Source organism: Rohdeia mirabilis, assembly GCA_007750655.1.
Lineage (GTDB): Bacteria > Planctomycetota > UBA1135 > UBA1135.
On the sequence record CP036290.1, the window covers coordinates 1,456,614 to 1,470,497 of the forward strand.

Annotated in this window: 6 protein-coding genes and 1 pseudogene; 4 read left to right on the forward strand and 3 right to left on the reverse strand. The window is 64.0% G+C overall.

Features of this window, described 5'->3' with window-relative positions:
• Window positions 1-4,468: 4,468 nt before the first annotated feature.
• On the reverse strand, window positions 4,469-5,650 hold the full coding sequence (locus Pla163_RS05365; RefSeq protein ID WP_145184694.1) for an IS256 family transposase: 1,182 nt from the start codon (window positions 5,648-5,650) through the stop codon (window positions 4,469-4,471).
• An 893-nt stretch (window positions 5,651-6,543) separates the two neighbouring features.
• On the opposite strand from Pla163_RS05365, the gene Pla163_RS05370 reads away from it, so the two are divergent.
• Window positions 6,544-8,796: a hypothetical protein gene (locus tag Pla163_RS05370; RefSeq protein ID WP_145184724.1), complete on the forward strand. Its 2,253-nt coding sequence runs from the start codon at window positions 6,544-6,546 to the stop codon at window positions 8,794-8,796.
• A 972-nt stretch (window positions 8,797-9,768) separates the two neighbouring features.
• Here the strand turns inward: Pla163_RS05370 and Pla163_RS05375 are convergent.
• Both Pla163_RS05375 and Pla163_RS05380 read right to left on the reverse strand, forming a co-directional pair.
• The gene (locus Pla163_RS05375; protein ID WP_145184726.1) at window positions 9,769-10,056 is read right to left on the reverse strand and encodes a HigA family addiction module antitoxin; all 288 of its coding nucleotides are present in this window, start codon (window positions 10,054-10,056) and stop codon (window positions 9,769-9,771) included.
• 35 nt (window positions 10,057-10,091) lie between these two features.
• Window positions 10,092-10,268, reverse strand: a pseudogene (locus Pla163_RS05380) (type II toxin-antitoxin system RelE/ParE family toxin); the annotation flags it as partial.
• Window positions 10,269-10,546: 278 nt separating this feature from the next.
• Here Pla163_RS05380 and Pla163_RS05385 point away from each other — a divergent pair.
• The 3 genes from Pla163_RS05385 to Pla163_RS05395 all read left to right on the forward strand — a co-directional run bounded on the left by Pla163_RS05385 (window position 10,547) and on the right by Pla163_RS05395 (window position 13,648).
• The gene (locus tag Pla163_RS05385; protein ID WP_145184729.1) at window positions 10,547-11,584 is read left to right on the forward strand and encodes a helix-turn-helix domain-containing protein; all 1,038 of its coding nucleotides are present in this window, start codon (window positions 10,547-10,549) and stop codon (window positions 11,582-11,584) included.
• A gap of 276 nt (window positions 11,585-11,860) precedes the next feature.
• On the forward strand, window positions 11,861-12,730 hold the full coding sequence (locus tag Pla163_RS05390; RefSeq protein WP_145184732.1) for a hypothetical protein: 870 nt from the start codon (window positions 11,861-11,863) through the stop codon (window positions 12,728-12,730).
• 411 nt (window positions 12,731-13,141) lie between these two features.
• Window positions 13,142-13,648 carry an SMI1/KNR4 family protein gene (locus Pla163_RS05395; protein ID WP_145184735.1) on the forward strand — a complete coding sequence of 169 codons (507 nt, stop codon included), beginning with the start codon at window positions 13,142-13,144 and terminating at the stop codon, window positions 13,646-13,648.
• Window positions 13,649-13,884 lie beyond the last annotated feature (236 nt).

Here is a 13,884-nt window from a genome sequence, read left to right on the forward strand (position 1 = left end):
CTCTGTTGATGAGGTGCGGGTGTCGCTGTGTGCCCATTGTTCGACTTGCGGTTCAGTTTCTTGGGTCGTGCAGTTCGCGTGAGGTGTATCTGGGGCGGGGCGGTGTAGGGGGTGATGTCCGACCTGGCTGCTCCCGACCGGACTTCGCCCTACAGCGGGGCGCCCGCGGCTCGACCGAGACGGCGTTTGGGCGCCCGGCCAGGGCGCACGCGGCTCGATGCCAGCCGCCGAACGCAGCTACAAGTGCGCTGCAGGCTGGCACTCTGCCACCTGCCGAAACGCCCACTTGCCGCCATCCACCCGCCCCGTGCCGCCCATCAGCGGCGTGCCACGGGACCTGCCGGCGTGGGTGCGGTCGTGATGAATCGAGCACGCCGCTCGAGCGTCGGTGGGACGAGTCGAGTCGGGTGGGACGTCTGTCCGCGGCGGAGGCATCCGAGGTCTGGTACCGTGCAGATCTCGCAGGCGCGACGGTCCGAGTGGGACGGCGCGCGTCAGTCAGTAGCCAGGGTGATCGAGGGAGCGATGGATGAGCAGATCAGGCGATCGGGGCCGGAGAGAGTCTCGGGCCAGCAACCGGGAACGGAACGGTACCTGGGTGAATAAGGATGGAGGGCATCGCGTCACACCCTTTCCAGGCCAGGCGGAGTGGTCTCAGGTGGGCATTAGATACAAGAAGGAGTTGGACTGTAGCGGCGAGGACGAATTCTCGATTACGGCAACTGTGCCATACGGCGATCAGGGCGTGTTCTACAGTGTGAGCTTCAATGTCATGTTTTCCTGCGGAGGCTGCGGTGGGCGCTGAGTTGCATAGATCGTTCCTTCGCGGCTTCTGCGTTGCCTGGGCTTTGCTGTGTTGGCCGGATCCGGCGAGGGGGGCGGTTGGAGCTTGCGGTGGAGTTGAGGCTCAATGCTTGGCGGATGTGTCCGCTACGTTGAGGTTCGACGGCAGTGCTGCGGTCGAGTTGCAGATCGGCGATCAGATCCTAGAGCGCGATCTGCAGGATCTAGGCTTCATAGACTCTGTTGGGCAGGTTGTGGTAGAGGGTGCTCTTGTTGGGGCGAGCGCCTTTCTTTTCGTGTCGGGGGATGCGCCGGCCGGTGAATCCCCGTTTGGTGAGAATCTTGCCTGGCTGGTTAATTCTGGGGTGGCCGTGAGCGTCGACGTTCGTGGCGATTCCGGCGGCTGGATTGCTGCTTTTCGGCAGGCGAAGCTGGATCGGGGATGCGAAAGGTGGGTATTCCGGGATTGCCCTTTTTGTTCGGATTGGCTTCGTTTGCTTGATCGGATGGGGTGTGACAGCTTGGAGCTCTGGGGGTGTGTGGCGGTCGCCGGCCGGTTGGGCGTTGATTCGCGCCCATCGAGGCTCTTGAGTTGTAAGTCCTTGGTTCTGGCTGCACCGCTTGCGTCTAGCCTGAACGGGGGTGGTGCTGTGCTTTGTGATGATCTGCTCGCCTCGCTGGATGGGTGCGTTGCGACGGAGTTGAGCCTGATTGGTTGGGAGGTCGCGCCAGCGGTTGGTGCACGCCTGGCGGCCCTGGCTCCGGAGATCGAGCGACTCGAATCGCGCGATTGCGTATGGCGCGATGGCTCCCAGGCATTGCTTCTCAGGTCAAGTTTGCTGTCGTTATGCATTGAAGGGGATGTCGTCGACTGGGGTAGCTTGTGGATGCGCCTTGCGCATCGGGAGGTGCGTCTGTTGGAGCTTGAGGTTGAGGTGTTGGAGCTGGTCGCCTCGTCTGATGGCGCAGAGCATTGGTCTGATGTACTTGGCGGCCTGGAGTCTCTTGTCGTGTATGGCCCTGGGGATGGGGTTGATGTCGCACGGCTCTTGAATTTGACTAGCCTCAAGCTGCTAGACTTGACTGGCTGCGATTTTCGAAGTATCGGGTTTGGCTGTGTGGCGTCGGAGGTAAGCTTGGAGGTCCTGGGTTTGCATCGTTGTGAGTGGGGGGGGGGGGGGGGGGGGAGGGCTTCGAGGGAGTTGCGGAGCTTGTGAGGCTAAGGGGGTTAGCTTTGACGTGGGTCGATATCGAAGAGGAGTTCTTGGATGTTTTGGGTGAGCTCGGGGCTCTTGAGTGGGTAGATCTGCATGGTATTTGCTTGAATCGCGAGGTGTTTCTTCGGTGGGGAGCTCTTCACCCGCATATTCGTGTTGTTGGTGTTCAGTTGGACTAGCGCTTGTCGGTCATGGCTTTGCGTCTTTGTTCTTGGCGGGAGGGTGCTGGCGCAGAGTGTTTTTGGGCTTTATGCCTGGGGGTCCGTGCGTATCCGGGGGCGCAACCTGGCCCGCCCTCCTAGGCGGTTGCATTTGCTCCGCAAGGGCATTGCGGTAGATATGCGACCTGGGAGAGGCCTGACGGTGGGCTGACCGAGGGCCCCACGGGGCGCTGATCGGGCGACCCGCCGAGGCCCCGATCGGGCGCTCCTGGGGGCCGATTTCGGCCTCCGCGCCGCTCCCCAAGTTCCCCGCTGGTTCACCGATTTGGGCGTTTTCAAAATCGGCCTCCCGCTAGGGCTCGACCCCGCTTCACGCGCTGTGAGGCGGGGTCGAGTCGCGAAACCGAGGGTTTGTCCGTAGAACTTGGCGGGGAACTCGGAGTGCACTTTTGGGAACTTGGAGTGCACTTTGGGAACTTGCCGGGGTGCTCGACGAGCGCGGCGTGAGGGGCCGTTGCGGCGGGTTCCGGGAGGGCTCCCCGGCGCGTCCTGACCGGCCCGGTGGAGCGTCCAGGCGGAGCGGCCGTGCGCGCGCCTCGTTGGACGGTGTGGACGGTGTGGACGGTTGCCCGCCTGCCTCAGTTTCCGGGGGACCTGTGTCCGCGCGACCGTTGCCGAGTGAGTGGCCAGGCGCGGGCCACTGGGCGCTGCGGAGGGTCCAGATCGCGCTGGGTGAGTCGCCGCGTCACGACCAGTGCAGGGCTCCTCGAAGGCGGTCGGCGGTGGCGTAGCTCGGCGAGAGGTGAAGGGAGTGAAGGGAGTGAAGGGTCCCCGGGTCCTCTCTCTAAGGGGAGTTTCTATGGGAGGAACCTGAGATGCCTTCACTCCCTTCACCCACCCCGGCTGGAGGCACCGGGAAGCCGGTCTGCTTGAGTTCCGGCGATCGGCGGGGTAGCTCGAGCTTCGGTCGGCCTCCCAGCGGGTGGACGGTGTGGACGGTGTGGACGGTGTGGACGGTATGGACGGTTGCCCACCGGAGTCAGATTCCGAGGGGGGTCAGGTTCGTGGGGAGCAGGGGGCCGCCGTCCCGAGATGGCTGCGGTGCTGGCCCATGCCCGTCGCGACCAGGAGGAGCAGACCCCACGAATCTGGAGGTGGACGCGACACCGTCCATACCGTCCATACCGTCCACATCGGCCAGTCGCGAACGCCGGGCCGCACCACCAGGTGAAAGGTGCGACCCCGGTCCTTGCCCACCGGGGTCGCGAGTGGGGCGCCTAAGCACCCCGGAAACGCAGCGACGGTGCTCGCAGAGCCGCCCGGAACGCACTGGCGGTGTAGTGCGGTGGATGCTTGTCGAGCTGCCCGACGGTGGTGGGGTTGGTGGGAGTCGCGATGCCGGCGAATCGGTACCCCACCACGAACCCCACCACCGGATGAAGCGCCGCCAAGAGGAAGAGGGGAAGCGTGGCCTACTTCGATGATCAGGAGTAGGCCGACTCTACGAAGCGGCTAGCCCTTCGGCGTTTCGTTCGTCGGCCCGCGGCCCGACGCAGCTACAAATGCGCTACGCGCTGGCACTCTGCCACCTGCCAAAACGCCCACCTGCCGCCATCTACCCGCCCCGTGCCGCCCAAATGGGGCCCAAAGGTGGAGCGGGAGACGGGACTCGAACCCGCGACATTCAGCTTGGGAATCGGGCCCGCCGGGCGCACTTCATGCCCGTTCGTGCCGGTTTGTGACCGTTCGTGCCCGTCCAGCGCACCCGTCGATGGCCGTTCGTGCCCGTTTGTGCCCGTGACTTCCGGCGCCCAGGTTGCAACACCCCGCCCGATCGGCCCCGAGGCACGCTCCGTCAGATCGGCGCCAGGAGCTCCGCTCGGGCAGGCTCCAGCGCCTGTAGCCGGTCGCTGACCACGACCTCGATCCCGAGGCGCCCAAGCGCCCCGCCCAGCTGCCGGGCCGCCTGCCCCGCATGATCACCCGGCCCGGAAACGCGCCCCGCCTGAGCCACGCCCCGACCAGGTACTCGAGCGCCACCGCTCGCACTCGGAGCCCCGCCCCAGCTCGACCGACAGGACCAGTCCACTCGCCCCGTCGACCTCGAGCAGGGCCGCCGCGACCCACGGATCAGTGTCGACCTCCTCCTGGAAGACGGCGTTCGCTGATCGGAGCCGGAGAGAGGCCCGGCCAGCAACCGGGAAAGCAACGGTACCACGGCACCACCCGGGACTGGAACGTAGGGTACAATCGCGCCCCACGGTCGGTAGCGCCACCATTGGTCTGTAAATTCGGGTGCAGCGTCGATCAGGTCGCGTCCATGGAGAGATAGACCCGGCCGGTCTCCCACTCTTCGGAGACTTCGGCCAGGACAGCGGTGACGAGGCGCAGCGCGCTGGCCTCGTTCGGGAAGAGGGAGGCGACGCGTGTGCGCCGCTTGATCTCGCGGTTCAGTCGCTCGAGCATGTTCGAGCTCCGCAGCCGGCGGCGGTGGTGCTCCGGCAGCCCGAAGACGTTCAGTCCTTCGCGGACGTTCTCCTCGATCCAGGCGGCCAGCTTCGGCGCAGTCTCGGCGTACTCCGCGGCCGCCTCACGCAGCAGTTGCTCCGCATGCACGCGACTCGGCGCGTTGAAGATCGAGCGCAAGCGGCTCGCGACCGGGCCGCGCATCTCCACCTTCGGGACATGGGCCGCAGCGTTGCGCTGCAGATGGACCTGGCAGCGCTGCCACATGACCGACGGCAGCACGGCGCGCAGCGCCGCTCGCAGCCCCTTGTGGTCGTCGGTCGTCACCAGTTCGACGCCGTGCATCCCGCGCTCCAGCAGGCTCTCGAGGAAGCCGCGCCAGTGCACCTCTGCCTCCGACAGCGACACGCTCACCCCGAGCACTGCACGCTTGCCGTCCTCGCGCACGCCTGCCGCGACCAGGATCGCGCAGTCCATGACGCTGCCAGCGTGTCGCACCTTGACGTACGTCGCATCGAGCACGAGGTAGCGCACGGCGCCCAGCGGGCGCTGGCGCCAGGCATCGAGCTCGTCGTCCAGCTCCGCCGCCAGCCGCGAGACCTGCGACGAGCTGATCGACATGCCGCACAGCTCTTCCGTGATCGCCTTCACCTTGCGCGTCGAGACGCCTTGCACGTACATCTCGGCCAGAGCGAGCCGCAGCGCCTGCTCGGAGCGTTCGCCGCGCTCGAGCGCCTTCGGATAGAAGGGCTCGACTCCGTCCCGCACGTCGCGGGTCTTCGGGATCGACAGGTTCAGCTCGCCGAGGCGCGACGCGACGGTCTTCGGCTTGAAGCCGTTGGCATAGCCACGGCGATCGTCCGATCGCTCGAAGGGTCCGGCGCCCAGGTAGGCGCTGCGTTCCAGGCGCATGGCGGCGTTCAAGAGCATCTCGAGAGGGCGAGCCAGGTCGTCGAAGCCGTGAGCGGTCAGCAGTTCCAGAGCAGCGGAGATCGTGGTAGCGTCGGAGTCGTGGTGGGACATCGTTGGTGTCAGGTGAGAGGGTTAGAGTTCTCACATGAAAACGACGTGACTCCCGCCACACCAGAACAACTCGGGGCCGCCTTCAGCGGCCACCCCTCGGGGTGGCCGCTGCGCTCCTGCAACGCCGCCGCGAGGTGCGACGGTACTGCGCGGGAGGCGAGCGACTACGGGCGTCGAATCGAAACTACAGACCTACTGGTACACCAACCCACGGTCAGAAGGGCAGCTTCTTGCACGTGCCTCAGATCGACCGTGGGCGCCCGAACCGACAAGCGGACAAGGCGACCTTACAATATGAAGTGCAAGGAAGAGAAGGGAGTAAGGAACATGAAGGCAATAGTCACAGGTAGTCTTTTTGCCGCATTCTGCGCATTCGGAAGCCCCGGTTCAGCCGGGGCGTCTGTAAGTCTTCTCGACGCCCTGCCCTGCCCGACCCCCTTGGAGGATTGGGCAAACGTCATTACGACAAGCGACATCGTTGCCGTCGGCGCATCGACATCTGGTGAAGCTCAGGCGAAGCGCACAGCGCAAGCAGCATTGCTAATTGCGATCCCCCAAGCGCTCGGCTATACGTGCGATCCCTGCACCGAAGGTGAACCGGTCGTCCTTTGTGACATGAAGACTCTGATCGACCTCAATGATATTGTGTTCACTGAGCTGCCGCCCCCCTCACCCGCCTGGTCCGTTCAGGGGGCAACACTCCCTGCCGGTTCGAGCGTAGCCATGCACTGCGTCTTGCATTCAGGGTGTCACTAGGTTAGCTAATTCTACGAGGGGCGCCTCGATTCGAGGCGCCCCTCATCTTGAGTCCGGCCAGCAGTGCTTGTTGCACATTACGCAATAGCTTGCTTGCTGAGACTTTTCGGAGTCTGACCGGAGAATGAGGGGTCGACATGGTAAAGAAGCAAGTGGGGGCGCACCGGAATCAGTACATCGGTGGCGCAGTCGTCGCTCTGGCTCTTATCATGCTTGCGATAAGCCAGATCGGCTCGCATGAGGAGAGGAGGGGCTCTATAGTTGACTTCGGGTCACTCGAAGTTGGTGAGGCTCCGCCTCCTGAGGGCCTCGTTGGGGACCAGTCTCCTTCGGATCTGCGTGAAGCATTGATTCCGCAGGTTGGGGAGGGGAGGGTTATTCGGATCCAATTGGAAGATCCAGGAAGCATCTTGCACTCAGGGCGGCGCGGCGCTGTGTCTGTGAAGGTGGCTATCTGGGCGGGGCACCCATTGGCGGCGCCTATTGTTGATCTAGCTGGAGAGCTAGTCGGTCGCGAGTTGGTGTTCAAGGTAGACTCTTCCCTGGAGGATGTCTGGGTTGCAGGGATCTCATTGACGGGCCGCCGATTCATAGTTCTTCCTGCGATGGTTCCCCGAGGTGAGGGGCCGCACTCTGCTGAAGTGACAGAATCGCGTGGCGCGGCGCTCATTGTTTTTGGAGACGACAGGGAGCTGGTGTCTGCTGATGAGGCTCTGACTCTAGACGCGCAGGTGGGGAGTCCGACTGGGGCCGTTTATCCGCCGATGAGCGCCCACATCTTTGAGACTGTCCCACTAGTAAGGGGTGCTGGAAGGGGAGTCTTTGTTTTGCCTTCTCAGCCCTCGCCGTTCGGCTTGTGGGTCCGAGGCTACATTCCCGAAGTCTTCGAGGGTCTTGTCGAGGCGCGCTTGAATGCTGTCCAGGTCGAAGGGGCCTCTGCGTGGCGACTCGGCCTTGAGGGCGAGCCGCTAGCGGTTGGTGAAAGTGTTGCCTTTTCTGTGACCGATCGGAGGCGGGGGCTAGTCAAGAGCTTCGTCTTGAAAGACGGTGAGAGTGTTACGGTCGTCGGGCTCTCGCCCGGGGAGTATTCAATCGTTCCTGTTCTGGACTTTGGAGGCGGAAGGGGCTTCTATCCTCTGGAGCGCTGTGACGCGACGTTGGGCATTGAGGGTGTTGTTGGTGAAGCAGTATCCAACATCTCTGTCGCGCGCCCTGGAGGAGGTGCTCAGCTAGAGCTCAACGTAAGCATTGATGTGCAGGAGAGCATGAGTGTGGGCGGCGATATGTGGGATAGGTGGTTGGAAGGCATGAGCGGTGGGATCCAGGCGCGATTGGAGTTTAGTGAGTCCCACCTTCTCCCGGAGAAGTTCATTGGGGGGGCAACGCGACCGATTTGGCTGAGGTATGACCGTGAGGGTCACATGGTTGGCCGGGAGTCGAATCTCGTACCTGGGCGGTATACCCTAATTGTGGATAGCTTCGGCTTGTGGCACGAGTTTGACTTGCTGGCCGACGGTGTTGACTTGCATTTGGCGATGCCGAGGTTCTTGGCGTGTTATGTGTGCGTTGAAGAGGCTGCCTCGGAAGTCGGGGTGGGGGCGATGGTGGGTGCTCGATATGCATTCGTGGGGGAAGAGCTTACGCAAAGAGTGGGAGTCTCAAATCTCCTGAACCTCCCGCCGGAGGGGGGGTGGCTGTGGGCATTGGATAGTGAGGCGGAGTTCTACATTGCCGGGAGTGGGTGCGTGGCGAGTCTTGAGCGAAGATCTGCGATTGCTGATGGAGAGACGTTGCTTTTTAGGGCGAATGGGCGACCGCGATTGCGTATCGAAGGTGTGCAATTGGGGCTTGAATCCGTTCTTGGGGCCGATGGTGTCGGTGGCGGGGCGGTTCTTGCGCGCTTTCTGTCGGGGGAGTGGGCTGGTTCAGCTTGCCGCGGTCGCATTGAGGTGTTGAGTGGGGATGATGGAGTGTGCGAATTGTCATTCGACTTTGGAGGGCATGTAGAGCTCAAAGGGGGGGGCGATTCTAGAGGCTCTCGGGCTTGTTGGGGTGCAAGTAACCCTTCGAGAGGGCGAAACAGTGAGTATACCTGCGACGAGTTCTGCGGGTCAGTGAGTAGTCCTTCTCTCTTTCGCTGCAAAATAGTGGTAGCCGGTGGCTCAACTACGCGTTGCCGACGTAGAGCGCGGCGCTCGGGCACGCCGCTTGGGCACGCCGCTCGGGCACATGCGCTTGGGCGCGGGTGGGACGAGTCGAGCCGGGTGGGACGTCTGTCCGCGGCGGAGGCATCCGAGGTCTGGTACCGTGCAGATCTCGCAGGCGCGACGGTCCGAGTGGGACGGCGCGCGTCAGTCAGTAGCCAGGGTGATCGAGGGAGCGATGGATGAGCAGATCAGGCGATCGGGGCCGGAGAGAGTCTCGGGCCAGCAACCGGGAACGGAACGGTACCATTTAATCGGGTGCCGGAATGATGTGTGAGCATTGCAGCGCTCCTGGTGCGGTCCAAAGGCGCGTGAACTCCCCTTTTGATCGGGTTCTTGCGGTGGGTTATTGTAATGGGCCCACGGATGGTTTTCTGAGGTGTCGAGCGTGTGGCCTTGCCCACAGCTTTAGATTGCTCGGTGGTGATGCCGATTGGGATCGATTTGTTGTCTGTGTTAGGCCCCTGGGCGTGCGCTTCGATGCTCTGGTGGAGGGGGCGCCGGGTGCTCCTTGGTGGCCTGTGTGGTGGCTGCAAGGGGAGGATGCGCTTTGGGGGGAAGCTCTGTTGGCCGGCGTTGTGGAGGGTCGGGGGCCAGGGTGCGAGTCTGTTGCAGTGGGCAATGATCTTCTTGGCCGGTTGGATGTCTGGGCACCGGCGCCGGGTTTGGAGATTGACGATTGGATGTCGCACTTTGGTTTGACTTCGTAATGAGCGAGCTCGGAGTGTGTCTTATCGCTCAGGATATCCGACCAACCCGCTCCCGACTGGATCCCTCTTGGGGGTGGAGAGCGCTGGACCTGATCGAGACGGCGGCGGATTCACCCCGGCCTGGGGCTCACGCGCCGCGACGGCCGCCCGCCCCACGCAGCTACAAAAGCGCTACACCCCGCCCCTCCGCCACGTCCCCAGACGGCAAATTGCCGCCACCTACCCGCCCCGTGCCGCCCAAATGGCTCCCAAAGGTGGAGCGGGAGACGGGACTCGAACCCGCGACATTCAGCTTGGGAATCGGGCCCGGCAGGCGCACTTCGTGCCCGTTCGTGCCGGTTTGTGACCGTTCGTGCCCGTCCAGCGCACCCGTCAATGTCTGTTCGTGTCCGTTTCTGCCCGGGACTTCCGGTGCCCAGGTTGCAAGAGGTCGCCTTGATCGTCGCCCTCACCCCGTCTTCCGCAGCCTACCGACCTTGCGCGCTGGCTTGGCACTCGCCAGGTCGTAGGCCGACTGCAGGTTGATCCAGAACTGTGGCGTGGTCCCGAGCGCCTGCGCGAACAGCCACGCGGTCTCGGCGCTCACCCCGCGCCGCGCCCGCACGATCTCGTTGACGCGCTGGACCGGCACGCCGATATGGGCGGCGAAGGCGACCTGGGTCACGCCGAGTGGCTCGAGGAACTCCTCGAGCAGGATCTCGCCGGGGTGGGTGGGGATGCGATTCTTGGGCGGCATGGCTGAAGGGCGGCGTTGGACGCGCGGGATGGCACTCAGGGGTAGTCGACGACGCTGACCTCGGCGGGTCCCGAACTCGTCCAGCGGAACACGATGCGCCACTGGGCGTTGATCCTGATCGAGTGCAGGCCGCCCAGGTCGTCGCGCAGGGCTTCGAGCCGATTGCCGGACGGCGCGCGGAGGTCGCCCAGCTCGACCGCTGCGTCGAGCATATGGAAACCCGGCAAGGGGGCGCTGTGGTGGCCGAGCCAGCGGCTCCCACACTCTCACCCCAAATCCGCTCCCAGATCGCCGGTGCCGGAACTGGTGCTGACGATGGCATGAAGCTGCCGGCACGTCCAACGCGTAGCGGGTCGTGCGTTGGCGGTTGCTGGACGGTCGCAAGTTGCAGAGCTGCCGATGCTTCCCGCCATCGACGCCTCCAGGTGCCAGGGGCGCGAATGGGCCCCATCTGCTCGCCATCGACCAGGTCGGCCTGGATCATCCCCCGGTGAGCACCACCCTCCCGCGCCGCCGTGCCTCGAAGACGCCCGCCTGTCCGGCCTGTCGCGCGTCCCACACGCGCCGACTCGAGCCTTCCCAGGTCGTCCGCCACTCGCGTCCGCGGACGACCACGCGCCGCGTCCGCCAGCGCTTCAAGTGCCAGAGCTGCCGCACGACGTTCCGCGCGACCACGGGCACGGTGTACGCGCGCCTGCGTGCGTCGATGGAGGATTTCGACCGCGCCATCGCGCTCGCCACCGAAGGTATGAGCCAAGCCGCGGTCGGGCGCGTGCTGGGGCGTAGCCCGAGCACGATCTCGCGCTGGATCGCGAGCGCCGCCAAACACGCCGAGCGCTTCACCGAGGCCAGGGTCCATGATGTGCCGACGCGCGAGGTGCAGATCGACGAGCTGCGCACCTCGACGATTCTGCAGGCGACGCCGACCTGGGTGCACACGAGCGTCGCGGTGGAGTCGCGGCTCTGGCTGGGGCTACGCGTGGGAACGCGTGCGTTCCGCCACGTGAAGGCGCATCTGAACGAGCTGCAGTCGCGGCTCGATCTCGCACCGGGCCCGCTGCTGATCGTGTCCGACGGCTACGCGTACACGGGCAAAGGGCTGAAGGCGATCTTCCGCTCGGCCTGCGTGCACGTCGAGGTGATCAAGCGCTTCGAGAACGGCAAGATCGTCAGGTCGAACAGCCGCGTCGTGCAGGGCGCGCCGTGGCGAGCGAAAGAGATCCTGCACAAGTCACTGAGCTCGCGTGTCTTCAACACGTCCTTCGTCGAGCGTTTGAACCTGACCATTCGCAGGTCGATCGCCGCGCTGAACCGCAGGACGAATGCGCTGTGTCGGACACCGGAGACGCTGGCGAGGAGACTCGAGCTGCTGCGCGTCTACTACAACTTCGTGCGCGAGCACGCTTCGCTCGGAAGGCGCGTCACGCCTGCGATGGAGGCGGGGCTCGTGAAGCGGCGACTGACCTTGCGCGACGTCTTCATGAGCCGCGTGCCGGAGCTGCCACCGACATGTGGGCGCTCGTGGTAGGTCGGGCGCGGCGCTCGGGCGTCGGTGGGACGAGTCGAGCCGGGTGGGAGGTCTGTCCGCGGCGGACGTTTCCGAGGTCTGGTACCGTGCGGGTCTCGCAGGCGCGACGGTCCGAGAGGGCTGGCGCGCGTCAGTCAGTAGCCAGGGTGATCGAGGGAGTGAGGGATTATCAGATCAGACGATCGGGGCCGGAGAGAGCCTCGGGCCAGCAACCGCGAACGGAACGGTACCCCCTGAGGCCTTTCCTTTCATGAGTGCTTGGCGATGATGTCTAGGATGATAAGCGTGCAAAATCTGGCAGCGGGCGAGTACTACTCCGTCTGTTGCGATGTCAAGCGCGGTTTGGTGTGGGCTGCCCAGGAGCGCATTCTCGAGTGTCACGCACTGAGGGGGTTGCTTGCCGAAACAGCGGTTGTCGGCTACATTGGAAAGGTCGGGGGGGCTTATGGTGGAGGTGTGCTTGCGGTGAACGGCTTCGGCCGGGCGGCGCGGTGGAGCCTCAAGGGGAAAAGTGTGTGTCGAGATTGGGATCTGTTTGAGGGTGATTCGCTAAAGTCAGTTGGCGAAGTGGTTGAGACAGAGGGGTCGCTGGCGATTTTGGTCGGAGTGACAGGTGGGTGCTATTCGCTCGTTGATGTCGACGGCGGGGCGATTGGCCCCGCTATTGAGTTGTGCGCGGGGGCGGCGGCGCCTGTGCTTTCAGTCGTTGGGCGTGGTGAGTTTGGGGGGGCGCTGGTTGCGGCTGCGACGCTGGAAGGAGCGAGGCTTTTTCGTTTGGAGCGCGGGGGCGGTGTGCGGCCTCTTTGCGATGTTCCTGTAATGTTCTTGTCGGGAGTTTCTGCATTGAGTGAGGAGGTCGCGGTGGTCGCGGGCGGCGTTCGCGGTGAGCTCGTCGTTGGCGTTAGCGTTCGATCGGGGGAGATCTTGTGGGAGTTTGTTCGGGATGGAGTTGGGGTTAGTCGTTCAGTCGTGGCTGCATCTGGAAAGGTGGCGGTTGTTGTGGGCGATGGGGTCGTGGTTCTCGACGGTGGTGGCAGAGTTTGTTGCGCGTTGTCTATGGAGTGTGTTTGGGACGTGTCGTGGATGGGAGCGAGGCGACTGCTGGTTGTAGGGATGAAGGGGATGTTTCTCGCGGAAATTCCCTAGCTGGTCGCGGCAGCCCGTGCGTACGTGTCCGGTGACGCCATCCCCGCGGCTGCGCTCGTGGTAGATCGAGCACGTCGCTCGAGCGTCGGTGGGACGGGTCTAGCAGGTTGGGAGCTACGCCCCCAGCGCGGATTCCCGAGAGTTGATACCGTCCGCGTCTCGCAACCGCGACGGTCCGAATGGGGCGGCGCGCAGGAGTCAGCAGCCGGGGTGATCGAGGGAGCGATGGATGATCAGATCAGACGATCGAGGACGGAGAGCGCCTCAGGCCAGCAACCGGGAACGGAACGGTACCGACACCTGGCCCCGTGAGTGGGAACTTCTGATGAAGGCGCGTGTCGATCGTGACTCGACTCGGTTGAGTGTCTCAAGTAGCTTTCCCGGGTCTATTGCTATTCGTGAGGGCGTGGCATGACTTTGGATGAGCTGATTGACGCGCTGACCTACACGGAGGCCGGGTGTGGCGAGGATGCGCTTGCGGATTTTGAGCGGAAGGTTGGGGCCGCGCTGCCTGCAGGGTACCGGCAGTTTCTCGCCAGGTGTAACGGGGGCTTTTCACGAGGGCGTCTTGGCGTTGATCCCTCCCCGGGCTTGTCTCTTGATTTTGGGATTTGCCCGGATCACTTCGGAGGCATCGGGCGAGGTGAAGTCTTTTCATTGGATGCCATGAACGCGATGTTTGGTCGCCGTCCTTCAGACTCGTGGCTCTGCATCGTTTCTGACTCGATGGGGAACGGGCTTACGCTCGAGTTGAAAGGCTCCGATCGGGGAAGCGTTTTCTTATTTGACGGCGGCCAAGGGGCGGAGGTTGGCGAGGCCTTGGGGCGGCGAGCAGGGGCGAGAATGAAGTTCGCGAATTCATTCCTTGAACTAGTGGGGAATATTGCAGAGCTAAGCGGCGATGAGCGGTGGTGGTAGAACGAGCACGTCGCTCGAGCGTCGGTGGGACGATTCGGGCCGGGTGGGAGGTCTGTCCGCGGCGCAGGATTACGAGGTCTGGTAACGTGCAGGTCTCGCAAGCGCGACCGTCCGAGTGGGGTGGCGCGCGTCAGTCAGTAGCCAGGGTGATCGAGGGAGCGATGGATGATCAGAGCAGACGATCGGGGCCGGAGAGAGTCTCGCGCCAGCAACCGGGAACGGAATGGTACCGATGG